Annotated in this window: 21 protein-coding genes and 1 CRISPR repeat array; of the genes, 5 read left to right on the plus strand and 16 right to left on the minus strand. The window is 56.4% G+C overall.

The features are described 5' to 3' along the window. Positions 1-86 precede the first annotated feature (86 nt). Complete coding sequence (gene tmk / locus NW842_RS11375; RefSeq protein WP_414418065.1) at positions 87-731, plus strand: dTMP kinase; 645 nt, start codon at positions 87-89, stop codon at positions 729-731. A gap of 197 nt (positions 732-928) precedes the next feature. Further along, entirely contained in the window at positions 929-1,978 is a 1,050-nt protein-coding gene (locus NW842_RS11380; protein ID WP_414418056.1) for a CHAD domain-containing protein, read from the plus strand. Positions 1,979-2,050: 72 nt separating this feature from the next. Then, positions 2,051-5,380: a CRISPR direct-repeat array (repeat unit 36 nt; unit sequence GCTTCCAATTTCTAGGGATCCCCCCGAAGGGGGAAC). Positions 5,381-5,631: 251 nt separating this feature from the next. Here NW842_RS11380 and cas2 read toward each other — a convergent pair. The 10 genes from cas2 to csx2 all read right to left on the minus strand — a co-directional run bounded on the left by cas2 (position 5,632) and on the right by csx2 (position 16,699). Then, complete coding sequence (cas2, locus tag NW842_RS11385) at positions 5,632-5,910, minus strand: CRISPR-associated endonuclease Cas2 (protein ID WP_414329659.1); 279 nt, start codon at positions 5,908-5,910, stop codon at positions 5,632-5,634. After that, complete coding sequence (cas1, locus tag NW842_RS11390) at positions 5,910-6,899, minus strand: CRISPR-associated endonuclease Cas1 (protein ID WP_414329661.1); 990 nt, start codon at positions 6,897-6,899, stop codon at positions 5,910-5,912. Before cas1 ends, cas2 begins: the two co-directional genes overlap by 1 nt. Continuing rightward, positions 6,899-7,198 (minus strand): CRISPR-associated protein Csx18, encoded by a 300-nt coding sequence (csx18, locus tag NW842_RS11395; protein WP_414406322.1) that lies wholly within the window; start codon positions 7,196-7,198, stop codon positions 6,899-6,901. Before csx18 ends, cas1 begins: the two co-directional genes overlap by 1 nt. Positions 7,199-7,227: 29 nt before the next feature. After that, positions 7,228-8,940, minus strand: coding sequence for an RAMP superfamily CRISPR-associated protein (locus NW842_RS11400; protein ID WP_414418057.1), 1,713 nt, complete (start codon positions 8,938-8,940; stop codon positions 7,228-7,230). 285 nt (positions 8,941-9,225) lie between these two features. Beyond that, a complete protein-coding gene (locus tag NW842_RS11405; RefSeq protein ID WP_414418058.1) occupies positions 9,226-9,867 on the minus strand; it encodes a Uma2 family endonuclease in 642 nt (213 codons plus the stop codon). Beyond that, the gene (locus NW842_RS11410) at positions 9,867-10,259 is read right to left on the minus strand and encodes a hypothetical protein (RefSeq protein ID WP_414400031.1); all 393 of its coding nucleotides are present in this window, start codon (positions 10,257-10,259) and stop codon (positions 9,867-9,869) included. Before NW842_RS11410 ends, NW842_RS11405 begins: the two co-directional genes overlap by 1 nt. Before the next feature lie 24 nt (positions 10,260-10,283). Next, a complete protein-coding gene (gene cmr4 / locus NW842_RS11415; protein WP_414418059.1) occupies positions 10,284-11,054 on the minus strand; it encodes a type III-B CRISPR module RAMP protein Cmr4 in 771 nt (256 codons plus the stop codon). A 47-nt stretch (positions 11,055-11,101) separates the two neighbouring features. Continuing rightward, positions 11,102-12,241, minus strand: coding sequence for a type III-B CRISPR module-associated protein Cmr3 (locus NW842_RS11420; RefSeq protein ID WP_414418060.1), 1,140 nt, complete (start codon positions 12,239-12,241; stop codon positions 11,102-11,104). Then, positions 12,238-15,225 (minus strand): type III-B CRISPR-associated protein Cas10/Cmr2, encoded by a 2,988-nt coding sequence (gene cas10 / locus NW842_RS11425; protein WP_414418061.1) that lies wholly within the window; start codon positions 15,223-15,225, stop codon positions 12,238-12,240. Before cas10 ends, NW842_RS11420 begins: the two co-directional genes overlap by 4 nt. 202 nt (positions 15,226-15,427) lie before the next feature. After that, positions 15,428-16,699 (minus strand): TIGR02221 family CRISPR-associated protein, encoded by a 1,272-nt coding sequence (csx2, locus tag NW842_RS11430; RefSeq protein WP_414418062.1) that lies wholly within the window; start codon positions 16,697-16,699, stop codon positions 15,428-15,430. 316 nt (positions 16,700-17,015) lie between these two features. Here csx2 and NW842_RS11435 point away from each other — a divergent pair, with 316 nt between their 5' ends. Further along, a complete protein-coding gene (locus NW842_RS11435) occupies positions 17,016-17,615 on the plus strand; it encodes a Uma2 family endonuclease (RefSeq protein WP_414399424.1) in 600 nt (199 codons plus the stop codon). 247 nt (positions 17,616-17,862) lie between these two features. On the opposite strand, the gene NW842_RS11440 is transcribed toward NW842_RS11435, so the two are convergent. Then, the gene (locus NW842_RS11440; protein ID WP_414351627.1) at positions 17,863-18,777 is read right to left on the minus strand and encodes a S1 RNA-binding domain-containing protein; all 915 of its coding nucleotides are present in this window, start codon (positions 18,775-18,777) and stop codon (positions 17,863-17,865) included. A gap of 77 nt (positions 18,778-18,854) precedes the next feature. Then, a complete protein-coding gene (locus tag NW842_RS11445) occupies positions 18,855-19,295 on the minus strand; it encodes an RrF2 family transcriptional regulator (RefSeq protein WP_011432485.1) in 441 nt (146 codons plus the stop codon). 130 nt (positions 19,296-19,425) lie between these two features. Here NW842_RS11445 and NW842_RS11450 point away from each other — a divergent pair, with 130 nt between their 5' ends. After that, the gene (locus NW842_RS11450; RefSeq protein WP_414342457.1) at positions 19,426-20,421 is read left to right on the plus strand and encodes an AAA family ATPase; all 996 of its coding nucleotides are present in this window, start codon (positions 19,426-19,428) and stop codon (positions 20,419-20,421) included. A 24-nt stretch (positions 20,422-20,445) separates the two neighbouring features. On the opposite strand, the gene NW842_RS11455 is transcribed toward NW842_RS11450, so the two are convergent. Next, complete coding sequence (locus NW842_RS11455) at positions 20,446-21,474, minus strand: ABC transporter permease (protein WP_414418063.1); 1,029 nt, start codon at positions 21,472-21,474, stop codon at positions 20,446-20,448. Between the two features lie 194 nt (positions 21,475-21,668). Here NW842_RS11455 and NW842_RS11460 point away from each other — a divergent pair, with 194 nt between their 5' ends. Further along, positions 21,669-22,625, plus strand: a complete 957-nt coding sequence (locus NW842_RS11460; protein ID WP_414418064.1) for an NAD-dependent epimerase/dehydratase family protein — start codon at positions 21,669-21,671, stop codon at positions 22,623-22,625. A 103-nt stretch (positions 22,626-22,728) separates the two neighbouring features. On the opposite strand, the gene cobW is transcribed toward NW842_RS11460, so the two are convergent. From cobW to NW842_RS11475, 3 genes are all read right to left on the minus strand, one after another. Beyond that, positions 22,729-23,787 (minus strand): cobalamin biosynthesis protein CobW, encoded by a 1,059-nt coding sequence (gene cobW, locus NW842_RS11465; RefSeq protein ID WP_414358404.1) that lies wholly within the window; start codon positions 23,785-23,787, stop codon positions 22,729-22,731. Positions 23,788-23,918: 131 nt separating this feature from the next. Continuing rightward, on the minus strand, positions 23,919-25,298 hold the full coding sequence (gene psbC / locus NW842_RS11470; RefSeq protein WP_369791763.1) for a photosystem II reaction center protein CP43: 1,380 nt from the start codon (positions 25,296-25,298) through the stop codon (positions 23,919-23,921). A gap of 187 nt (positions 25,299-25,485) precedes the next feature. After that, positions 25,486-25,707, minus strand: a 222-nt coding sequence (locus NW842_RS11475; RefSeq protein ID WP_414417878.1) for a photosystem II protein D2, incomplete at its 5' end; no start/stop codon positions are given.

The following is a 25,707-nucleotide window of genomic DNA, read 5'->3' on the forward strand; positions in this document are numbered from 1 at the left end:
TCCTGCTCAGAGATAGGCAGGATGCGATCGCTTCTTTCCTGAACCATGTTCAGGAGAGTTCAGCGTGAATGTATCAGGACGACGGTGTGTTCATCACCCTAGAAGGCGGGGAAGGGGTGGGCAAAACCACCCAACAGGCCCTCTTGGTTGAGCGGCTGCGCCAAGAAGGCTACGCTTGCCTGTGTACCCGCGAGCCGGGGGGCACGGCGCTGGGCAAAACGCTGCGGGAGCTGTTGCTGCACGGGGATCCCTTTAGCCCTCTGGCGGAGTTGCTCCTGTACGCGGCGGATCGGGCTGAACACGTGAGCAAAGTCATCGCGCCGGCTCTGGCGGCAGGGCAGGTGGTGGTTTGTGACCGCTTTACCGATTCCACCCTGGCCTACCAGGGCTACGGTCGGGGGCTGGACTTGGAGAAGATCCGCCAGCTCAACCACTTAGCCACCGGCGGGTTGCAGCCGCACCTCACCCTGTGGCTGGATCTCCCCCCAGAGGTGGGGCTGGCGCGGAAGGCCTCCGGCCCGCTGGCGCGAACAGGGTCTTGCGACAAGCTCGAACAAGAACACCTGGAGTTCCACCGCCGCGTCTACCAAGGGTTCCAGGCTCTGGCTGCCGCAGAACCACAGCGGATTGTCCGCATTTCAGCCCAGGGATCCCCGGCAGAGGTGGCTGCCCGCCTCTGGTCAGTGGTCGAACCCCGCCTACCACTTGCGACAGCAGGCCGGGAGCCCTAGACTCTGTTCCGCTGACGGGAATGGCGCGACAGGCCAAAGCTCGCGACAGTTTCCCTGGCCACAGCCTGCTCGGTTTACCAAGGTTAAGATTAGGTTAAAAAGGAAGAGGCGGGGGTAACCTCAAGCTAGGCTGGATGACCTATGTGAAAAGAGCCTGCTGCCCTCTTGGTTCTCGTTTTGGGTAGAGGAGACTGGCTGTGGACGCTGTTGCTGCTGAGCTGAAAACCGATCGCGTCAGCGGGACGGAGTCCTTTCGCGTCAGCGGGACGGAGTCCTTTCGCGTCAGCGGGACGGAGTCCTTTCGCGTCAGCGGGACGGAGTCCTTGCACTTGACCTTGCCCTCATCTGCGCCCTTGCCAACCGTGGCCGCCTGGGCCCACCAGCTGTTGAGCCAGCAATGGCAGCGGCTGCAGAAACACGTAAGGCGAGTTCTGGCTCAGCATCCAGAGGCGGCAGAATCTCTCCACCAAATCCGGGTGACCTTGCGCCGTATTGGCACCTGGGTGCAGGTGTTTCAGGGATCCGTCCGGCTGCCCAAGCCTCTCAAGCCCAAACGCCTGCAGAAGCTGGCCAGTGCTTTGGGCAAACAGCGGGATCTGGACGTGCTGCTGGAAATCCTGCAGGAACCTTGTTGGGAAGGGATCCCGGCAGCCCAGCAGGCAGAACTGGAGAAGCTAAAACAAGATCTGCAGCAACGTCGAACCCAAGCCGAGAAACGCTCCCGCCGCATTCTTGAAGATGCTGACTTCCTGGCGTTTCAAGCTGCCTGCGAGCAGTGGCTGGCTCACCCCCGCTATAAGCCCCAGGCGGAGCTGCCTTTGCCGGAAAGCTTGCCCCACTTGCTGACTCCCCTGCTGGCCCAGTGGCTGCTGCAGCCAGGCTGGCGGATCCCTGCTTTCCCCGCAACGGAAGCCCAGGCTGAGCAACTGCACGAGCTGCGCAAGGCCACCAAACGGCTGCGCTATCAGGTGGAGTTTTTTGCGCCCTTTTACGGGGAAACCATGCAAGATTGGATAGCAACCCTGAAGTGCTTGCAGGATCAACTGGGCCGCTTTAACGATTTGCAGGTTTTGCAAGGCGAGCTGCCTGCAGACTCAGACCTACAAACCCTTCTCCAGGAACAACAAAAACTAGCCCTCCAGGAGTGGCCTGAGCACCAACAGCGCTGCCTGGCCTCTGCCGAGCAGCACCGGCTTTACTCTAATCTTTTCTCTGTTTCCAATTTCTTTCCAACTGGGGATCCCTAGGTTTCCAATTCTATAGATCCCCCCGAAGGAAAAACCCCGCCTTATTGGCGGGGGATTTTTTGTGGCTATAGGGTTTCCAATTTCTAGGGATCCCCCCGAAGGGGGAACAGACTAATGACGAAAACAAGAACGGTCAGGAGTAGTGGTTGTTTCCAATTTCTAGGGATCCCCCCGAAGGGGGAACGTTACAATTACGGGTTCCTTCCGCCAGGTGCAAGTGCCGTTTCCAATTTCTAGGGATCCCCCCGAAGGGGGAACCGTAAACCCACACTAGGAGGAAACATGGATACCAACGTTTCCAATTTCTAGGGATCCCCCCGAAGGGGGAACGGAGTGTAGTCAATGGAGGACAGCACATGCAAGACCTAGTTTCCAATTTCTAGGGATCCCCCCGAAGGGGGAACTTAAAGGGAGGAGTATGTTATGAATCCTGTCAAACTGGTGTTTCCAATTTCTAGGGATCCCCCCGAAGGGGGAACTATTCTACCACAACGTTGGTGAATATATGGCCGACTGTCTGCTCGAGTTTCCAATTTCTAGGGATCCCCCCGAAGGGGGAACTTTAAGGGAGGAGGATGACATGAATGTCAAGTTCCTGGTTTCCAATTTCTAGGGATCCCCCCGAAGGGGGAACCTTACCAACCCCTCTCGGGCATTGGCTTTAATTGGAGTTTCCAATTTCTAGGGATCCCCCCGAAGGGGGAACGGGAATTACTAAGCGACTCAAAGAAACCTTCACAAGAGTTTCCAATTTCTAGGGATCCCCCCGAAGGGGGAACAACGTCAACGGACATGCGTACTACTGGAACTATTCCCAGTTTCCAATTTCTAGGGATCCCCCCGAAGGGGGAACACGGTTACAACGAATTACGATCTAATCTAGTTCCTGTTTCCAATTTCTAGGGATCCCCCCGAAGGGGGAACTATCTAAAGGTAATTTGGGTAGCAAACTGTTTTCATGGGTTTCCAATTTCTAGGGATCCCCCCGAAGGGGGAACCATCATTTGGACTCCGAACGAGGTGCTAGACATGGCGAAAGTTTCCAATTTCTAGGGATCCCCCCGAAGGGGGAACCCGATTGTAGATTGACTGGTGCGACAATAACAATCCGCATGTTTCCAATTTCTAGGGATCCCCCCGAAGGGGGAACACCTCCTGTTGTGTTGTCCTCGATATTGGCGCACAGGTTTCCAATTTCTAGGGATCCCCCCGAAGGGGGAACTTCCAATACCCTGAAATTTGTAGGTAAAAGCATGGCAAGTTTCCAATTTCTAGGGATCCCCCCGAAGGGGGAACTCCCATCTAGGTGAGGCATTCAACCTCGCTGCCAATGTGGAGTTTCCAATTTCTAGGGATCCCCCCGAAGGGGGAACGGAGTGTAGTCAATGGAGGACAGCACATGCAAGACCTAGTTTCCAATTTCTAGGGATCCCCCCGAAGGGGGAACAACCATGGCCAAGGCCACTTGCGTGGTCTTATGCTGACCACCGTTTCCAATTTCTAGGGATCCCCCCGAAGGGGGAACGGCAAGAAGCTGCCAATGTACGGGAGAAGCAACGCCAGGAGGTTTCCAATTTCTAGGGATCCCCCCGAAGGGGGAACAATCCTGGGTGTTGTTTATTCCCGGTTAAGGGAGAGGAGTAGCTTCCAATTTCTAGGGATCCCCCCGAAGGGGGAACTTCAGCAAATTTCATAGCATTCATTTGAAACTCCTCCCTTGCTTCCAATTTCTAGGGATCCCCCCGAAGGGGGAACATTCCCTGCCTTAGGAGGTTTACCATGTCTGTCATCAACGCTTCCAATTTCTAGGGATCCCCCCGAAGGGGGAACTTCAGAACGATAAATAATAAAATCAAATACAGCTTTCATAAATCAAGCTTCCAATTTCTAGGGATCCCCCCGAAGGGGGAACAACTGAAGCGTTTCCGGAAGAGTATAAGCCCGCAGCACGGGCTTTTCTCTTGCTTCCAATTTCTAGGGATCCCCCCGAAGGGGGAACCTCGGTTTAACGCCGCCACCGATTTGGGCAGCTTTAAAGCTTCCAATTTCTAGGGATCCCCCCGAAGGGGGAACCGTCTATTGTGATCCCGTCAAACGGCTCTTCTGACGTGGGCTTCCAATTTCTAGGGATCCCCCCGAAGGGGGAACACTGGAATGTAAAGCGCGATTGTGACGAAATCGCCTTCAAGCTTCCAATTTCTAGGGATCCCCCCGAAGGGGGAACGACGTGTGCGTCGGAACATGCACCCGGACAAGCCACGCTTCCAATTTCTAGGGATCCCCCCGAAGGGGGAACAGATGGACCCCGTTGGGGTCTCAATTCTTTCTTCCGACGCTTCCAATTTCTAGGGATCCCCCCGAAGGGGGAACGAGCAGGCAATGAAGAAGATAATCGCAGTAGGCCGGTGCTTCCAATTTCTAGGGATCCCCCCGAAGGGGGAACGATAAGGTCGGCCATCTCATTCTCTTCCATAGGCCGTACTCGCTTCCAATTTCTAGGGATCCCCCCGAAGGGGGAACATATTGAAGAGGTAGTTTTATTGGAGGACGTATGAACGCTTCCAATTTCTAGGGATCCCCCCGAAGGGGGAACTGGCTAGGGTCGGGAACGAGGTGTTCTGGCTGGTGGGCGAGCTTCCAATTTCTAGGGATCCCCCCGAAGGGGGAACGCCTCACTCCCTTAGGCAGGTAATGAAAGCACCTTAAGGCTTCCAATTTCTAGGGATCCCCCCGAAGGGGGAACGTTTAAGGGAGCGGACGGTTTACCTAGTTAAGGGAGTAGCTTCCAATTTCTAGGGATCCCCCCGAAGGGGGAACTTCTTAAACCCGCATTAAGAACCCCGTTTGTTTGACACGGCTTCCAATTTCTAGGGATCCCCCCGAAGGGGGAACAGTGTGTTGTAGTTGACCCCAAAACGGGTGAGAAAGTCATTGCTTCCAATTTCTAGGGATCCCCCCGAAGGGGGAACAGGCGTACAATCTGTGCGCCAATATCGAGGACTCGAAAAGCTTCCAATTTCTAGGGATCCCCCCGAAGGGGGAACTTGCCTTGAAAACCTCGTACACCTCTCTCACGTTGCTGTAGATGCTTCCAATTTCTAGGGATCCCCCCGAAGGGGGAACATTCCTAAGCAGGAGGTTTTGTTTCTTCGACCGGCACTAGAGCTTCCAATTTCTAGGGATCCCCCCGAAGGGGGAACGGCGTATTCTGAGTCTTTAGTATATCTGAAGATTCCCACGGCTTCCAATTTCTAGGGATCCCCCCGAAGGGGGAACATTATTCTGTCTCCGAATTTATGTCTTCTAGATCACCAAACTTTATTCTAGGCGTATTCTGAGTCTTTAGTATATCTGAAGATTCCCACGGCTTCCAATTTCTAGGGATCCCCCCGAAGGGGGAACCCCACCCCTATTAAACCCAAGCAGGGCAAGGAATGCAAGACCCATTTGCGAGGGATCCGGAAAAAAGTCGGCAAAAAGGGTGCTGGCGAGGGGGCTTTGGGGCCGGAAAGCCTTGTGGCGCAAGGCGTCGAGGGATCGGACGAAAGAATCGGCCTTTGCGGCTTTTGGCGGATCGCTCGCGCAGGCGTTGATACCGTTTGAGTGTGCTTTTGGAAACACCGAGTGCTTAAGTAGGAAGAGACTTGCCTGAGCTACACAATGACCGAGCTGGGGGGTGCAGTCAGGGCAGGCCCACCCCAGATTTCCACCTGGGCGAGGACATAGCTAGTGAGCGGATAGAAGCGGACGCTGTCTTCCTCGGGCTTGATCTTCTTGCGGAGCCGCAGTTTGAGCTCCTCGAACTTGTCTTTGTCGAGGACGCACTCAAACACGCTGTATTGCACGCGCTTGCCGTAGCCTTCTAGCAGGTCGGCAATTTTCTTGCGTCGCTTGTCGCAGGGAGTATCGTAGGTAACAACATAAAGAAACATCAGCGAATCCGGTAGGGCTGGTACAAATCTTGAGGATTATAGACGGATTGCTTAAACTTTTTAACTTGCTGCGTTAGCAGATCCCAGCGGGGTTGATCTCCGTCAGGGGTCTGGATGGATCCCTCCATTCTTTGGATGAAAGCTGTAAGGTACTTTTTCCTGCCACTATCACTTAGAAAACAGCCACCATCGCGATACTCAAAGTCTTCTTCGATGTTCATAATGCCCTTGTTGATCAGCCAGAGGACTATTGAATCTACAATAGGCGCCCGAAATTCTTCCAGTAAGTCCGAAACCAGAGCAGCATGGCGTTCACTGCTAGCGTGCAAGCAACCCTGATAGGGATCCAAATCTTGCAGCTCAATCAGGGTTAATAGATGGTTCCAGAGCACCATGTAGCCAAAGCTGAGCATGGCATTAACCGGGTTAGTGGGCGGCTGTCGAGTGCGGTTAAGCAAAACAAAGCCCCTTTGCTGAAGGCAATTTCCCAATTCCGGGAAATACAGAGCCGCAGCCGCTCCTTCAATGCCCCGCAATTGATCTAGAGACTTGGCCTCAAGAGCTTGAGCAGCCAAATGTTCCAGACTGCGCAGGGTCAGATCCCCTGTTTCAGTGGGGCGTTGCCTGAGCTGCCTCATCAGCAGCACCCGGCTATTGAGCAGCTTGGCTCGCACCATCTGAGCTGCCGTTTGCAATCGCCATTCTTCAGGGAGCGCCTGTTGCAAATGAGCTAAGCGGCGGTACCCCCTCTCTATAGGAACAAGGCGACCATAGCAATAGCCTAGCCGGGAGAGATAGGCAATAGGAATATTCCGCCTCAGGCACGCTCTCACTACGTCTGTGGTGACCTGGGATCGGCCAAAGATTAAAATTTGCTCCAGCAAGGGTAGAGGCACCTCCTGCAAGAGCGACTCGCCCAAATAGACCATTACGAACTCTTGCTTAAGGCTAAGCCTACACCCCTGCTGAGAGACATATAAAGTTCGCATTATTCGTCATGACGACGCAGATCTTCAGCGCCTCGCCTCTGATCTATGGCATTGCCGGGTTTAGAGCGGCCACGCTCCGGTAAAATCTCAACATCAATTTCAGGACTTGACAAGAAATCCATCACGATCTCGGCCAGACTGCCCGAAAAGAAGCTGGCAATCGCGACAAGAATGGTATTGGTAATCACGGCTGCCAATCCCAAGGGAGCAATTAGCAGGATGGCCAGCGTGATCGAGCCGTTGACCACAGCTGTAACAAGGTTTCTAAGAACTTTGGCATTGATCCTCTTTTTGGACATTTTATTCCTCCAGAGATTCTCCAAGATCTCTACCTCAAGGGCCAGATTATTCCAAAATCATCAGCATTTTTCCTGAGCTGTTCAAGATAACTTTTCCTAGGATCCACCGTTGCCCCAAAAACGGTAACTACTTGGTAATCATCTAGGTTGGCAATCCAAACAGGCGAGGGCACGACACCTCCCTGCACACCTCCGCACAAGAATTTGTCGTATCGCCCTTCGCCCTGCCGGCCCAATTGATGCAGGATTGCCAAGGCATAAGGCTTTTTGAATTCTTCCTTGCCGCTGCAGACTACAATCTGGCAGTTTCTGTCCACTGCTTGAGGCCATCTCTCTCTAGCAACTTGGTCAAAGCTGCATGGATTTCTGGGATCAAGAGCCTGCTCGCTGAGGGCCCCGAGAGCCGCAAAGAAGTCGACCAGTCGCCGTTGGAAAAGTTTCTGAAACTCGGCCACTGACTCTGGAAGATCCCAAAATGAATCCTCCGACTCAGGGATCAGGGTAGAGCCGCGCCACCAAGGAGCTCCGCGGTTTTGGCGAGAGTAGCAGGGCCTTCTTGCCCCCTGGCCAATACCTCCCAGGTGAAACAGCATCCAGGTTAGATTCCGAAAGAGCTTTTGCACCGCTTCCTGCTTCTCCTTTGAAGCATAGTTTTGGCACTCCTCAGAAAGGCTGAGAATGAGGATCCCTTCTTGCCGTCCGGCAGGCTTCCCCTTTCCTGCTTGATTGGGTTCCGGCTCCGGTTGAGTTACTCGCCCCTTCAAAAGATCCACGTGGATCCAGCTGTGTTTTTGCTGGGGAGTGATGGCCCCAAAAAGTTGCCCCTCCCATTCCTGCACCTGCTTCACGGGCAAAACACCCAGGGCAAAGGTTTGAAACCAGTAGCGCAGCATGTTCTTAAAGGCTACCGGTCGGACTTCGGCAATTGATTTGTTGTCATACCGGTTCTTATCAGGTCTCCAGTTGACCACTTGCCGCCCGTGGATCAACTGACCCTTCAGCTTAAAAGGCAGCCGCAAGAATTCTCCCTTGTATTGAGATAGAGTTTTGCCAGTTTGAATCAGCCGACCGTAGCCGGTATTGACTTGGGATCCCACTCCTTGCTCCAGCCCGCGGATGAGCCATTCTTTCACTTGGGCCAACATCTCGTCGGTGCAGCCTGGCCCTTTACGCAGGCCAATCAAAAAAGTGGCTTGCTTGAGAGAAAAGAAGAGGTTGGGATTAGGTGAGTATTCAAGATTTTGACCGTTCCACTTCCAGATATTATTGGCAATATCGACAGCTAGACCTCCTGTTCTGGAATTATCGGGATCCCCTTGTCTTTGGGGACGGGTTGGCACGGGGTAGGCATCTAAAAAGATCACCTTGCCAGCACTATCTTTGTCCTCAGCTTCTAGATGCCCAAGCCAGGGTGCCACTGCTTTATCTGCCTCCTCCCAAGACAGATTGTGCTTCTGCATCAACTCTCGAATAGCCTGGGCGCGGGCTACCCCCCGCAAGGTGGAGCTGGGAATGTAGGGGATCCCTAAGTGATCAAAAGCGGGCAGCAGCATGCTTTCCGGGCCTTTGGCTCCACCCACCCGAATTCGCCAGGGACAGGTGACCTGAAAGGTGTCATTGGCAATGCGCTTGATGCGATCGTTTAGAACTTGCAAGCGGGAGCTGTAGTCTGCATCTGCTTCCGCCCGATGCACCAGATCGACTTTGGTTCCGTCCCTGAAAGGAGCCCCATAGGCTCTCATCCAGCGCAGATATTCAATAAAGCTCGCTGTGGAAGCCGGCCTAGGACTGGGATCCGAGGGATGTCCTAACCAGGGAGAAGGTTGGGAATGGTTGCCGCCCCCTCCACCACCACTCCCCCCTCTCTGATTGGGGGGATGGCCTCCTCCTCGACTTCCTGAACTTGGCAGACGGCTGGGATCCCCTTGCTGAGGTGAGCCTGGTCTTCCAGGACGGGGAAGGGGTTGTGGAGCGTTGGCAGGACGATTGCTAGGCATTTGATCTTCTCCTAAAGCTGGAAAGCAGTATTAGGAATTGCGAAGCGTTTCCCGAAATTCGCGCAACATAGCGCTGGTGCCAATTTCTAAGGCGCGTCGAATAAGTTGAGGTACAAGACTGGAGATGTCGAAGTCTGGAAAAAGCCGGCTGCAGCTCGATTCTACGTAGTCTTCTCCCTGCAGAATAAATATCCGCAAACTTCGCTCACCCAAGAGCCAAACTTCGGGCACGCCAATAGCTTTATAGGCATCGATAAAGGTCCGGGAAGTAACGTCGGACTCAATGGCCAGATCAGGCGGAGGCAACAGATCGACATCGATCCTTCCCTCACACCCTCGCACCTGCTCTAGGTGATGGACATAAAAGCAGGTGTCAGGCTCCACCCCAGCACTGCCAGACTTTTTAAGGGTTGTTGAGCCAAAGTCTTCCCAGTCTCTCCCTTGAGAATCAAGGAGAGCTTTCACAATATCTCCGGCAATGCGGTGAGGGCGCTCATGTTTGGACAAGGGAGACATGATCTCTAACGTGCCGTTGTAATAGGCAATGCGAGTGTGGCGGTCTTCCCCTAACTCTTCCAAGATGCTCTCAAAGTCTTGCCAAGTCAGCGAATGGATGACCACTTGGCTTCCTTCACACAGGGAAATAGACTGGATTGGAACAGCTGCACTCATTAGTCCCCCCCGCTAACGTCATGGTAAATGGCTGTAGCCCAGAAGCTGAATTCTTGCGCCAAAGCAAGTCCCAGCCCTGTTAAACCCAGGTACTCTTCAACTCCCAACCCCATGAGACGATCCAGGCCGTTGGATTTGGCAATTTCGTTTTGACCGGAGATCTTTTCTAGGCAATCGAAAAACTCCTTGACCACCTCTTTTTTGCCCTCTTGGCTAAGGGCGTCTTCTTCGGCCTTGAGGCGCAGCAGGCCCCAAGTAGAAAGATAGGTGTAGAGCTCCACAGCCTGGTTTTTTTGCTCTTTTAGCCTTTCTGTATCCTTGGTTTGCGCTCTGAGCTGGCACAGGGATTCGTAAACGGGCTTGGCCAATGTACGCGGGTCAAAGCTATTCATAAAACCTCCCTCCTAGGTTGAGATCTAGTTCAAAGACAGCTCCACAAAGCCTCGGCCCAAGCTTTCCTGGCCGCCAATCTGCATAATCTGGTTGGATTGCAGCAGATCTCGAAACTCTTTCATTGCCTCCTCAGAACTGCCATTTGCTTGGGCGGTAACCCCCCAGGTAAAGTACATCAAGCTGTCAGGAGGAATGGCCTCTTCATAGCGGAAGCCTCCTTCCACAACCTTGTGCTCGCTAAGCTTGACTTTCACCTGCCGCCACAGGCTCATTTGAATGAGGGTGGCACAGTGCTGATCTGGTAAAACAATCACGCGACTGATATTAGGATCTTTGGTGTAGCTCTTCCATTCCGACCATTGTTTGAGACCCTCTTTGAGAATGGCATCTTTGAGGTAGATAGGCTGGTTTGTTCCCAAGTTGGTGCTATAGGGATCCGGCACTGACAGATTCTGGCCTGTTAGCCGCAGCCAGCGCTTGAGCAGAAGCGGGCAGCTTATCCACACCACCCCGTGGCTGAGGGAGGGCACCGGGATCCAAAGCAAGGAGCCATCTCCAATCCAAATGGATCCCTGGGTCAGCTGATCCCCTTCCCCAATTTCGTTGCCAAAGAGCTCAAATTTTTTGTCTTTATCGGCCACGCTGGCCCGCAACCTGCCCCGAATGGTGCTGGAAGGGATGTAGGGCAAATGGGTGTGGGATTCGCGGGCAATCCCCAAGAGGTTCCCTTCTTGGGCAGTGCCGCCGGTGTGCAGGGGAGTCAATAGATGGAGGTAGGCAATCTGAAAAGTCATGGATGGGCTCCTTTTGCGAGTAAGTATTCAAGGACTGAAAGCAAAACTCAGTTGGCCCAAGGCAGCCATAGGAGCTCGCTATAGCCCAACAGCCGCCAGCGGTGGAACACGTTGAGCCGGCCATCTTCTAGCTCGGGCTCTTCTTGGTTGAGGGGGGCCGGCTGCTCCAGGTAGTAGATACTGCCAGGGGGCGCGGCAAAAACTTGGGGGGCGGGCAGGCTCATCTGCCGCTGCTCTGGGGGGCGATCCACCCGCAGGCGTCCACTGATGGCAACGGGCTTGCCGGTGGCCACGCTCACCAAGGGGCCGGTGAGGGGATGGGCGGGGTGGGGAGTGGCCAATCGCCATTCCCAGGGCCAGGCACGGCAGAGGGAACGCCCGTCCACCTTTTTGATGAACACACCTGGGGTCACCAAGTAGGCCAAAGCGCGTCCGGCTTGGCAAAAGGCGGCCTGAGAAAGGTCCTGCAACTGCTGCCACTGCGCCTGCAACTTCGGACAGGGGGCCAGCAAAGCGCAGTGGCCTTCTCCCCCCAGCCGCAGCACTGCTTCCTGAGTAAGGGGTAGGGGATCCCAGGCTTCGCGATCGGGATCCCAGCACTCGATGGAAAGGGCCAAACTCCAGCCCGGCTGAAGACGGATACAGGTCTCCACAAAGTAGCCATCGGCTTCTCGCACTTGCCGCTTGCTCACCTGCAGAGTGTTGTGGGGCCGTACTTCATACTTCAACGGCGGCTTGACGGCCTGGCTGAGATCCCAGCCTTTGCCTTCCAGCGCCTTTTGCACCACCTCGAAGGGCAGGTAGCCTCCTGTTTTCTTCTTCTTGCTGCTCTGGCTGCCTTCGGGTTCCTCCTCTGCTGGCCTCAGGGACACCAACGGGGCTGGCCGGGTGGGATCCCAGCGGCAATGGAAGTAGGGATCCGTCTTGTCCAACCAAGGAACGGGAACAAGGGGGAATCCGTCTTCCAGATGCAGAGGGGCGGGGAAATAGAGCCTTTCGTCGTGGCAGAGAAAGGGGCCCCGCAGCCGCAGCGTCAAGGGCTGGCCCAGGTAAGCCTGGATAGCACCAGCAAGGGTATGGCCGCTAGGGGGAAAGCTGCTGTTGGCCCAGGCCCGCTCTCCCGGCGCAAAGGGCTTGGCATCCCGAAACATCCACACATCCAGGGGTGATAGGGTAAACCAACTCATCGGCTGTTCCTCCCCAAAGCAACGGTGCGGTTGCGCAGCACAAAAGCTGCCAACTTGAACCAGTTTTTGATCTCCAGATCCCACTCCTGGGGCTGGGCGGGCAGGCTGTGCTGCCAAAAATGCTGGATAAACTCCACAAGCTTGTTCTGGAAGTGCTCTTTCTGCTTCGATTCCTGTTTGAAGAGATCCCGGCGGCTGCAAAAGAGCGTGGCCCAGGCTGGCACCGCCTCTGGGCTGGGGGCAGGATGTTGCTCCCACAGTTGGGCTGCCTGCTCAAACAAGGAGCTTTGATCCTGCTGCTGGCCCATGAGCTTCCAGTCAAAATCAAGGAGGTCTTTCCACTTGTCGAACGTGTCGAACTTGCTGGTGCTCACCAGTTGGTTGCCATTGGCAAACAGCACCCGCACCTGCACGCTGTCTTTGGGGCAGCCATGGGCATAGAGGTGGCCCTTGGCTTCTTCTTCCGCCTGCCAAAGGTTTTCCAGGGCAATGGCCAGAGGCACCGAGTGATGGGCAATCACCACGCCGAAGCTGATGGTGGCTGCGGATCCCAGGGTAAAGAGGGGGCGCCGGCTCAAACCTTCGGGAGGCCGCCCTTTTTTCCACTGCCAGTAGTCCCCCAGGTTCTCAAACTCCCGCCAGTCATCCTCTCCCCCCCGGAAACACTGGCGAATATCCCACAGCCAGCCATCCCACTCCCAGAGGTTGGTGTAGGCCAAAACGTCGTCCCCACCGGCGTAGATGAGCTTGCCTGCATAGCGTTGCTCTGTTAGGTAGGGCACCAACTGGCCGGAAAAATCCAGCAGGGCGCGGCTTAGGGCGCTGTGGGTGGCAGGCCCCATGCGCTTGCGGCTGTTTTTGACAAACTTCTGAAAAGCGTCTTTGACTTGCTCCAGCTCCTCCTTGTCCTTGCCAAAGACCTCGCCAATGGCTTCCGTTTGCCCGTTGGCCAGCCGCTGTAGGGGTTGAGGCAGATAGTCGTAGTAGGATTTCATCTTCTCGCCCCTGAGCCATTTGCCCATGTCGTCCCCATCCCCGGCAGCCAGCACGTACCAACTGGCGGGGTTAACGCTGGGGTAGTAGCGGCCTAGAAGCGTCTCGATGTCCTGCCGGTAGCTTCTTTGCGTTTCCTCGTCCAGCTCCAGGTCTTCCACCAGCCAACCAGCATTGAGCAGACGGGGATGGTAGCACAGCTCCTGCTGGTCGGCCCACGGGATCCCCCATTTGCCCCGCATTTCCCGCAGCACCCCTCTGACCTCCGGGTAGCGGGCCTCCACTGCCTGACAGGCCTGCTCGAAGTGCTCTCGTTCCCGTTGCCCTTGGGTTTTGAGGTAGCCAGCCACCCCAGCCGTGAGATCCGGGTAGGAAGCGGCAATCTGGTCTTCATCCAGCTCGCGGAAGAGCTCCGGCAGCACTTTGTACAAGCCCCGCTTGAGGGTTTCGGTGGCATTGAGCTGTTCCCGGCCATCGAAGAGCCCGGCCTGCCGTTGCCAAAGCCGCCGACTCTCCCCTTCTGTTATCCACCCCTGCCGCGGTGAGGGATGCACCACCGGCCCCAAGCCCGAAACGGTGCTGCGCGGCCCAAACGCAACGGGGAGCTGCCAATCGCGGGCCTGCTTACAAGCGGCTTGTAGCCGCCGACTTTGCTCCACTGCGGCTGCCCACCAAGATCCGACGTTGAGTCCGGCCTTGTATTGGCGGCGCTGTTGTCTTTGGGGATCCCAAAAGCTAGCCCGCAGAAACTCCAGCTCCTCATCAGCAAAGAGCTTTTGCTTAGCCCCCAGGTGATAGGTGCGGTTTTGGGCACTGACCCAGGGATCCGCATCAATGGAAACCTGAGGGGGCTTGAGGATGCCGGTATCTTTGAGGGCATGAGCCGGGGATCCCAGGGGCACGGCTGCCCAGTAGTGCTGCCACTGATGCTCCAGCCATCCCTGCCAGGTGGGGTCCTCTGGGTGCAACTGCCTCAGCCAGCGGCGATCCCCCTGCAGGTGATCCAGCACCCTCTGGGCCAACTGCTTCCATTCTTCCTTGAGGGTCTGCTGGGCAAACTGCATGGCCGCCTCCACCCGCTCTTCTGGCAGCAGCAGCAGGAGCACATTGGGAAAGCCGGCGGTGAGCAGGGCGTTAGGCGAAGGCTGAGGGATCCATTCTTCAAATTCGGGGTACTTCTCCCGCAGCCAGTAGTCGATTAATGGCTGGCCATAGAGGCTGGGGTAGAGCAGACAGTCGGGGCCGTATTTTTCAGCTAGTCGCCAACTTATGCGAGCAGAAAGGTAGTGCAGCAGCCAGGAGCCAGCCCAGAAGTCCCGCATTTTGCGGCTGGCTTTGATCAACTCTTGGATGGGGTTGAAGGTAAAGCTCACCAAGAAGGGACGCGCGAACTTGGGCTCGTCGTAGCCGGCCAAGCATCCGGCCAAGGCTGCGGTGACGCTGGCGTGGCTCCACAGGGATCCGTCTGGCAGCCGGGTTTCTGCTGGCAATAACAGCAAGCTTTCATCCCCAAACTCCTGACAAATAGCTTGGGGAAAGCACCGCCAAAACCACCAAAACACTTTTTGGGGATCCGTCTCCTGCCGAACCCAATCAGGGATGGCGTTCTCCTCCCGTTCCATCAGGTAGTCTGCACGGGAGCGGGCATTCTTGAGGGCTTGGTGTTGGTCATTGGCCAATTGCCAAAAGTGCTTGCGCCCCGAGAGCAGATGGCTCATCTCCAGTCCAGAGCCTAACCCCTGGCCGCGATCCTCAACCTGGTAGTCGATGGCTACAGGCAAATGGCCAATGGCAGCCCGGTCGCTGGCCGAGGCGATGAGATCGGCATCGCCTATGGGAGAGGATCCCTCGGCTTTGGGAGAAGACCATCCCTGCATCGCCGCCAGTCTGGTCCACAGCCCTTCCTTGGAGCGGCCAGTCCTGTCGTGTAGGGCTTTGAGGGCGGGATCATGTAACAGACCCCAGAGCTTAGCTTGCCAGTAGTAAGACATGGTGTTTTCGCTGGAGAAACAGAACAGTTAGGAACTCCTCGAACAAGGAACAAAACCCCGGTAGCCACCCGATGTCGTGGCTACAGAAGCTACAAAACAAAATCGATCTGATCCCGGCCAGCCCTCAGTTTTCTTCAGTATTTCTCAATAGCCGTTGTTTGACCAAAAACCCAGAACCTGAGGGCGAACCGATGTCTTTAGCCTACGGAGAAGTGGAAAGATCCCCTTCCAACTTCCCTTCTGCCCAGGTCAATTTGGGAAACAGCTCTTCCAGGCCAGGCAGCAGGTCTTGCAAAACAAAGCTTTCTAGAGCTTCGCTGTTCAAAGGGTTTGGATTCATCTGCACATGGGCAACATCGTTGCGGTACTGGCTGAGGCGAGACCAGAGGTTGGCAAGTTTCTGCACATTGGGAACATGGGCAGCAATGTCAGGAGGCGCCTGGGGCTGGTCTTCCCGTGGAATGAGGGATCCCAGTTGGTGTTCGATCTCCTGCCGCGCTTCCCGCTGGCGGTAGTTGGGCAGCCCCTCACACAAGCAGAGGGCCGAGATCACCCACTCCCGAGCTAAGAGAATTGCCTGCGTGGTGAAGCGTTTCTCCACATACCAGCGCAGCAGTTGAAATTGCTTTTGAACTTGAGCCTTGGCATCCGTAGCTCTGTCTGCTGGCAAAGCCAGTTGGCTATAGCTGTCTTGAATGCTTTGCAACAGCAAGCCAAAGGGCTTGGCAAATTGGCCCACCTCTTCTGCCAACTCCTGGGTGGAGTGCCTTTGCAACCTAAGCAAGTCATCCTCCAAAAGGCTGACCGGTCTTACCAGCTCCAGGGAACGAGAGATATTGCGGATGGCTTGGCCAAAGTTCTGCAGCCGGATGGGCTTGGGATCCCTTTTGCCGAGCTTTGGTTGGCGGTAAAAGTCCCGTTGAACTGTATCCAAAAGTTGGCCCAACTCCAAGGCCGAGCCGGTGCTAATGAATTTGTCGGTAGCCGTCAGCCAGTCCAAAAGACGAAGGGCGGGGGTGAGATCGATGATGGGTGTTTCCTGCTGGTCTTTGAGATAGAGACCGTAGTACAGCCCCTGAATATTTACATTCTTGGCCTTGCGCAAAAGGGCGGCTCCCAAGAGCACCAGTACGGGGATGGAGCGAAAGGCGTGGGTGATATCGAAAACCAGCCGCGTATGGGGCTCGATGCTATCGACCAGCACATCGAAGATCTCCCAGGTCTCTGCCTCGGTTTTCCCTTCAGGAATGGCCTTGGCAATTTTCTCCACGTGGGGGGGTAGGCAGTCCTGTAGATGCTTCCAATGGGTGTCATGTGCTTCTTGGGTTAGCAGCACAATCACCCTCTCGATGTCAAAGAGCTGACAGAGGGCTTTGGCAACATAACGGGTTCTATCGGCTTTCCGCTCCCCAAAAACATACACCGTCTCGCTGTAGGGGCTGGTGCCTAGAGTGGTCAAAAGGGTATTAGCCATAGGGATCCTCTCGATGACGGCTTTCAAGCATTGAAGCACGGGCATCTTCAAGCTACTGCAGCTTGGAAGCCCCCCCTTCTCAAGTTGCCTGGAGAGGGTTCTGGGTTGAATGTTGCCCTATCCTCTCCCGAAAAGTGGCATCCTCTGCTCAGCCGGTGCCAGAAAGATGGGGATCTCTACCCCCAAAATTGAGTGGAGCCATCTTGCCGCTGGATTTGGATCCCTGCTCGACAACTGTTTCAAAACGGTGAAGGTGGGGGATGTCAGAGCTAGCCTAGACAGAGATTCGGCCATCCTAAACAACGGGGATCCTGTGATGCTATCGACTCCAGAGTTGTCCATTTCAGGTCAAAAGCTAACTCCCGAACAGTTTCTGGCCTTGCCGGAGGGGGATATTGTCTATGAGCTAGTCGATGGGCGGGCCGTCTCCAAAAACGAACCCATGTCGCCAAAACGCTTCCATGCTCGTCTCCAACCGGTGTTGTGGCAAATTTTGGAGGACTGGTGCTCTAGCCCTGAGTGTCCTAAGCCTGGGTCAGCACATACTGAGTGGGCAGTTGTTTTAACACGAAAGGCAGAGCCCTGGATCCCAGTTCCTGATGTTACTTACATCTCTAACGAGCGGTTGCCGGTTGAGGCCATGACCGATGAACCTTGTTTTGCCATTCCCGAGTTGGTGATCGAGATCCTTTCTCCTGGCCAGAGTTTTGGAGCCATAGCTCAGAAGGCAACCGATTATCTAGAAGCTGGGATCCCCAGGGTTTGGGTTGTGGATCCCCAAGCCAAGAGCATCACCGTCTTCTATCCCGATGCCCCGCCGCGCACCTTTACGGGATCCCAAGCCATTCAAGATGATTTCCTGCCGGGTCTAAAGGTGATCCCTCAAGATGTATTCGCTCAAGCCCGGATCCCTTAGGGGGTACCTAGCGAGCCCACGATAATCAGAGTTAGTTCCAGAAAGAGGGCATCCGGCAGACTCCACGGTCATGGACACGATGTCCACGGTCACGGAATGATTTTCCTCTGATTGCCGTAAGGCGTTGAGCACAGATTTAGCCCAGCGGCCCTTGCCTTCGCGGCAAGGATGATTTTCCTCTGATTGCCGTAAGGCGTCTTGCTTTCCCTCTGCAGGTTTTGCATCCGAACTCGAGGCAGAGATGGGATCAGATGACTTGGCCGTCGGATGTTATTCTCCCCTTGAGTTTACCGGCCCGCTCTTCGGCCTCCTCCATAACCCTGTCCAGCTGCTCCAGCACCTCGCCCGGATGCTTTTCCAGCACCCGCAGGGAGAGGGCCATCCGTCCCTTGGCCTCATCCACATCGATGACAACAGCTTTGATGCGTTGGCCTGGTTTGAACAAATCCGGTAGCGAGGCTACAAAACTTTGGCTGACCTGCTTGATGTGCAACAGCCCGGTTACCCCTTCTTCCAAGTCCACAAACACACCGAAGGGTTTTAGTCCGCTGACTTTGCCTTCCACCACTTGGCCACTGGTGTAGCGGCTCAGGTTCTCGGACTTTACAGCCGCCCTTTGGGAGAGCACCAGCTTGTTGGCTTCTGGGTTCACCTCGATAAAGCTTGCTGTCAAGGATTGCCCCACCAACTCCTCCAGACTTTCCCGTTGGCTGAGGTGGGAGCGGGGAATGAAGCCGCGCAGCCCCTGCACATCCACCACCACCCCCCCTTTGTTGGTGGCGATCACCGGAACGGTTACCGTCTGGCCGTTGGCTTGCTTCTGGGCCAGCTCTTCCCAAAGCCGCTTCAGCCTCAGCCGCCGCGCCGAGAGCACAATTTGTCCTTCTGCATCTTCCCGCAGGATGAGAAACTCGGCTTCTGTCTTTAAAGGAAAGAGCGCACTCAAATCTTCCCCTGGGCGGATCCCTGCTTCCTTGAGGGGCAAAAAGGCCGGGGATTTGCCGCCAATATCCACCAGAGCGCCATCGTTCTGATGTTGGAAGATGCGGCCTTGCACCACCTGCCCCGGTTGAAAGCTGAGGTTTTGCTTGTCTAAAGCCTGGGCAAAATCTTCCGCGGAAAACGTATCGGCAGCCTGAGAGCGAGAAGAGCGAACGGTCATGGAAGGGCTCAATTCAAAAAGCAGTGGGTTTCAGGATAACCCAAAACCTTCCAAGGATCCCAGCTCCAGCCTCTGGCCTAGATGTAGTACATGAGCCGAGCCTGTTGCTGTTGTGCCTGCCGGTCGCAGAGGTCTTGTAGGGTGGTCTTCTGGAGAATGGCTACCGCCGCAGCTTGGGCATCTTGCCAGGCCTTCAGGAGCACTTCCCGCTCTGGGGTGAGATCGCCCGAGGGCAAGTCGCGGGAGCGGCTGAGATCTTCCCCCTCGATGGCCTGGATAACATCCAGCAGCGAGATCTGCCAGGGTGCTCGGGCCAGGAAGTAGCCTCCCTTGGATCCCCGTTGGCTGCGCACCAACCCCTGTCTGCGCAAGGTGGCCAGCAATTGCTCCAAGTAGCGGTCGGGTATGGACTGATGAGCCGCAATTTCTTTAATCTGCAGCACCTGGCCATCGCTGTAGTGCTGGGCCAATTCCAGAAGGGCCAGGAGAGCATATTCACTTTTGCAAGACAGTTCCAAGATATCCATCCTTGTGGAGGGCTTAGGTCTATGATACTCCGGTTTTTCACTGGGGTTTAGCGGGATCCCGCCCTGAGCTGGCAATGGGATCCAACCTGTAAGGTGGAATAGGCCCCTTTGGGAATGGTTTATGGCGAGTGTCAGCACCCGGTCTGGTTCAGCACGGATCCCAGCGGAGCGATTACAAACCTTGCACCAACAGATTGGCAAGCTGATTGCCAATATCGAATCCGTGTTTCAGGGCAAATCGCAGGTGGTGCAGGCGGTGGTCACGGCCTTGGTTGCGGAAGGTCATGTTTTGCTTGAAGATGTGCCCGGTGTAGGCAAGACCACTTTGGCGCGGGCCATCGCCCACAGTTTGGGAGCCAAGTTTCAGCGGATTCAATTTACCAGCGACCTATTGCCGACAGATATCCTTGGCCTCACCCTTTTCAACAAAGAAAAAGGGGATTTTGAATTTCGTCCCGGCCCCATTTTTGCCCACGTGGTCTTGGCGGATGAAATCAATCGCACCTCGCCCCGTACCCAAAGTGCCCTGCTGGAGGCAATGGCGGAAAAGCAGGTTTCGCTGGACGATCGCACCTACCCGCTGCCCAGCCCATTTATGGTGTTGGCCACCCAAAATCCTTTGGAGTACCACGGCACCTATCCCCTCCCAGAAAGCCAGTTGGATCGGTTTTTGGTACGGCTGTCGATTGGCTACCCCAGCCCTGAGGTAGAGCGAGCTTTACTCTTGCAACGGCAACAGGCCGAGCCGGTGGATGCTCTGCAGCCGGTTCTCTCCCTGATGGAGTTGCGAGAGATTCAGTCGGCGGTGGATCAGGTGTATTTGGATGGATCCCTGGCGGACTATCTTCTGCAGGTGGTGCAGGCCACTCGCGTGTCCAAGCTGCTGCGGGCGGGGGTATCCACCCGTGGAGCCCTGGCCTTGGCGCGGGCAGCACGGGCTCAGGCGCTGGTGAAAGGGCGCAGCTTTTGTCTACCAGAAGATCTGCAAGCACTGTTCGTGCCGGTACTGACCCATCGGGTTTCTCTGGCCGGGTCGGGAGAGATGGCCGGCAACCGACGGCAAGAGGCTGAGGCGGTGATTCGGGATATTGTCTCCACAATTGAGCCGCCTGTTTGAGGGATCCGTAGCAGCAATGGTTAACTACAGCAGTGAGTCGGGTCGGATCCGGGGATCCATCCACATCAGGAGCAAATCGGCCAACAAATTGCCCAGAATGAGCATCACGGCCCCCAGCAGAAGCCCCGCCATCACCACATTGATGTCGAAACTTTGAACAGCCTCCAAGAGCAGCTTGCCCAGCCCCGGCCAATTGAAGAAAAACTCGGCAATAAAAGAGCCGCTGAGCAGATTGGCAAACTCAAAGCCCAAGATCGTGATCAAGGGGTTGACGGCGTTGCGCAGCGCGTGCAGCCAGATCACCCGCCACTCCGGGATCCCACGGGCCCGCGCCGCCTGGATGTATTCCTGCCGCAGCACATCCAAGAAATTGCCGCGCGTAATCCGCTGCAGCCCGGCAAAGCTGGTGATGCTCAGGGCCAGCGTGGGCAGGAGCAGGTGGCGGCCCAGATCCAGCAACTTTTCCCCCAAACTAAGCTCGGCAAAATAAACACTGGTCATCCCCCCTACCGGCAGCCAGCTCACGTTTTGGGCCACAATTAGCAGCAAAATGGCCAGCACGAAGCTGGGCATGGCCTGGCCCAGGTAGCTGAGCAACTGCAACGCCCGATCCAGGGGGGTGTTCTGCCGCAGCGCCCCCAGGATCCCTAGGGGAATGGCGACCAGCCAAGTCAGCACCACAGAGGACACCGCCAACAGCAAGGTAGCGCCGGCGCGGGAGAGGATGAGCTGTGCTACCGGCACGCGATAGGTGTAGCTCACCCCGAAATCCCCTTGCAGCAGGTTGCCCAGCCAGGTCAAGTACTGCCAAACCAAGGGCTTATCCAACCCCAGCCGCGCTTCCTCTTGGGCAATAAACTCCTGGCTGACACTGGGATCCGCCCGCAAGGGATCCAAAAAATCTCCGGGGGCCAGCTGCAAGAGCAAAAAGCTGAGCACCGTGATCAACAGCAGCACCGGCACCGCTTGGGTCAGCCGCTGCAAAACCAAGGCCAGCGGCGGCCAAAGGCCAAAAGCGCGGGAACGGGAAGGCGGAGAAGAGGTTACAGCCACAGATGCAGATGGATATTCGGATATGCTCTTTGAGTTGGATTCTTGTCGAACTATGCTGACATCCTTGCGGCCAGATTTCCAGTGTGGGGTTTGCCCAGTCGGGCGGCTCTCCTACAGGGGAATTCCGGCAGACGGAAGCTGAGGCGGTACACTAGTCAGAAGCTTTTTTCATCGAGTCCCGTTGGGAAGACCTCTTGCGAAACCTGTTTCTTACCGGCGCTAGCGGCTGCCTGGGGCACTATGTGTTGGAGCGCCTGGCCCAGCAAAGGGATCCCGAGTTTCCGGAGCGGCCCGCCTACCACCTGTACGTTCTCATCCGCGAGACCAGCCGCCTGCGGCTGCCCCTAGAACGGCTGCCCGCCCCTATCACCCTAGTACCCGGCGATCTCCTGCGCATCCGGGAACACGCCGCTCTGCTGCGCCAGATGGATGGGCTGATCCACATGGCAGCGGCTTGGGGGGATCCCGCCCTGGCTTGGGCCGTGAATGTTACCCACACCCTGGAGCTCTTTCAGTTGTTGGATCCGGAGCGCTGTCAGCAGGTGATCTACTTTTCCACAGCCAGCCTTTTAAACCAGGCCCTGGAGCCTTTGGCCATTGCCGGACGGGCCGGCACCGACTACATCCGCAGCAAGTACGAGATGCTGCTGCGGCGGCAGGAAAGCGGCTTCTGGCCGGAGCGCCTGCTCACCCTTTATCCCACCCTGCTCTTTGGCGGCAGCCCCCACCACCCCTACTCCCACATCACTGCCGGCCTCAAGGACGTTCTCCGCTGGCTGGATCTGATCCGCTTTTTGCGGGTGGATGCCAGCTTCCACTTTATCCACGCTGCCGATGTGGCCGAGATGGTGGCCTATTGGGTGGCCCATCTGCCTGGTGGCGGCGATTGGGTGTTGGGCAATCCCCCCCTCTCCTGGGATGAATGTGTGGAACAGATGTGTGCTTATTTCAAAAAACGGATCTATTTCCGAGTGCCTCTGCCCCCGGCTCTCGTTCGCGGCTTGGCCTTTCTATTTCGGGTGCGGCTTTCAGCCTGGGATGAGTTCTGTCTGCGCCAGCGCCATTTTGTTTACCAGGCCATTTCCCCAGAAACCCTGGGTTTGCGCTGCCACTTCCCCACCGTGGCCTCTCTTTTGGATACCTACCTCTAGACCACCTTTGAGTAACAGTAGAACTGGACGCTACTTCCTTTCCCTCTGGGACTGGGGGATGAGAGCCGAGGACCCAAGGGATCCCACTCGCCTCCGACAGGGATCAGCCGGTGGGGGCCACCGTTTCTCTGATGGCCAAGGCCTGGAGCTGGGCGGCAATGCGCTCTCGGTTGAGGTTTTGCCCAATTAGCACCAGTCGGGTCAAGCGCGGCTCCTGGGGTTGCCAGGGGCGGTCGTAGTAGGTTTCAAATCGGGATCCCACTCCCTGCAGCACCAGCCGCATCGGCTTGTGGGGAACGGCCACAAATCCTTTGATCCGGTAAAGGCATTCCTCTTGGGCCAACTGGCGTAGCTGAGCCACCAGGGATCCCGGCTCATAACCTCCCTCCAGGCTGAGGTAGAAAGACTCAAAAGCTTCGTGCTCATGCTCCTCCCCGTGATCGTGGTGGCTGGGGCGGCGCTCGAGCTGGTCTTCCACCGCTGCATTAAAGCCCAAGAGCACTTCTGGGGGAACCTGCCCCCGCTCACAAGGGAGGATTTGAACCTCAGGGCGCAAGTGGTGCCGCAGCCAGCTTTCCACCCGAGCTTGCTCCTCTTGGGTAATCTGATCCACCTTGGTGAGCACCACCAAATCGGCACAACTCAACTGATCCTCAAACAATTCCTCAAGCGGAGTCTCATGGTCCAAACTTTCGTCAGCCTGCCGCTGCGCCTCCAGGGCCGCCGGATCCCCCACCAGTTGCCCGGAGACCAGAGCCTGACCATCCACCACCGTAATCACCGCATCCACCGTGGCGCCTGTACGAATGGTGGGCCAGCGGAAAGCCTGCACGAGCGGCTTGGGCAAGGCCAGTCCTGAGGTTTCAATCAAAATGCAGTCTAGCTCCGCCCGCCGCTGCAACAGAGCTTCCATGGTGGGCAAAAACTCCTCCTGCACCGTGCAGCAGAGACAGCCGTTGGCCAGCTCCAGAATGGGGATGGATCCCTCCCCCTCACACAGTTGGCAATCCCGCAGCAACTCGCCGTCGATGCCCACTTCGCCAAACTCGTTAACCAACACGGCAATGCGGCGGCCCTGGTTGTTGAGCAAAAGGTGACGGATCACCGTGGTCTTGCCGGATCCCAGAAATCCGGTGATGACGGTAACAGGGATCTTGTGCATCTGCTCTGATGACTCAGCGCTCTTCAGTTTCCACCCCAAACTTTCTTTCTGCCAATCCTTGAGGGGGGGATGCCCAAAAAAAGGCCCCCGGCAAGGGGGGCCAAAGGTACATTCCAGAGGGACTTATGCCCTTATCGGATCGGCTTCATCCGGTAAACCGGCTCGTTCTCGCGGCTGATCCCTTTCTCAAAGCCAGCAGCGGCAGCGCGAGCGCGACCGGCATGCCACAGGTGACCCACGAAGAACAGGAAGCCGAAGATGAAGTTGTGAGCAGCCAACCAGGTGCGCGGGCTGGTGAAGTTCACCGTGTTGATCTCGGTAGCCACACCACCCACCGAGTTCAGGGATCCCAGCGGCGCGTGGGTCATGTACTCCACTGCACGGCGAGCTTGCCAGGGCTGAATGTCATTTTTCAGCTTATCCAGATCCAACCCATTGGGGCCCAGCAGCGGCTCTTTCCAGGGAGCCCGCACATCCCAGAAGCGCATCGTCTCGCCGCCGAAGATGATCTCGCCCGTGGGGGAGCGCATCAGGTATTTACCCAGACCGGTGGGACCTTGGGCTTGGCCAATGTTCGCCCCCAGGCGCTGGTCGCGCACGATGAAGGTGAGGGCTTGCGCTTGCGAGGCTTCTGGGCCAGTGGGGCCGTAGAACTCGCTGGGGTAGACGGTGTTGTTGAACCAGATGTAGCAGGTGGCAATGAAGCTCATCAGCGAAACCGCCGCCAAGCTGTAGGAGAGATAGGCCTCCCCAGACCAGATAAAGGCGCGGCGAGCCCAACCAAAGGGCTTGGTGAGGATGTGCCAGATCCCACCGGCAATGCAGATGATGCCAATGTAGATGTGGCCGCCGATTACATCCTCCATGTTGTCGACGCTGATGATCCAGCCTTCCCCACCAAAAGGAGATTTAAACAGGTAGCCGAAGATCACGGCGGGGTTCAAGGTGGGGTTGGTAATTACCCGCACATCGCCACCCCCTGGAGCCCAGGTGTCATAGACACCGCCAAACCACATGGCCTTGGCCACCAATAGGAAAGCCCCCAACCCCAACAGGATCAGGTGGATCCCCAGGATGGTGGTCATCTTGTTCTTGTCTTTCCAGTCGTAGCCGAAGAAGGGGAAAGACTGCTCCAGAGTTTCTGGGCCGCGAATGGCGTGATAAATGCCCCCCAACCCCAGCACGGCGCTGGAGATCAGGTGCAGCACCCCGATGACAAAGTAGGGGTAGGTGTCAATCACCTCGCCCCCCGGGCCAACCCCCCAGCCCAGAGTGGCCACGTGGGGCATCAGGATCAGGCCCTGCTCATACATAGGCCGATCCGGCGTGAAGTGAGCCACCTCAAACAGCAGCATCGCTCCCGCCCAGAAGACGATCAAGCCAGCGTGGGCCACATGGGCGCCCAAAAGCCGACCGGAGAGATTAATCAAGCGGGCATTCCCAGCCCACCAGGCAAATCCGCCTTGGGTGCGATCTTGCACCACTGCAGAACCAAATGTTGTCGAGGTCACAGAGACCAACCTCCAATGATAGTCAGGAACAAGAGACACCAAAAAAAGTTTAGTTAACGCGAGCGCCTGCCGTTGGGCTCCCTGTCCACTGGGATCCGCGGCAGGGGATCCCTTGGGCAAGCGCTCATCCTCACAGAGCAGATCTCTAGGGATCTACCGCAGCTAAAGTCGAGCGAGCTCAGTGGGTTTAGAGCGCATTGCCGCGGGGGAGGACTTCTTCAGGGAACTCAAAGCGCTCATGGGGCTGGTCCTGCGGCGCCATCCAGGCCCGAATCCCCTCGTTCAGCAAAATGTTCTTCGTGTAGAACGTCTCAAACTCAGGGTCTTCTGCCGCCCGCACCTCCTGACTGATAAAGTCATACGCCCGCAGGTTCAGCGCCAACCCCACTACCCCAATGCTCGACATCCA

The sequence above is a fragment of the Synechococcus sp. R55.4 genome (assembly GCF_047461935.1).
Lineage (GTDB): Bacteria > Cyanobacteriota > Cyanobacteriia > Thermostichales > Thermostichaceae > Thermostichus.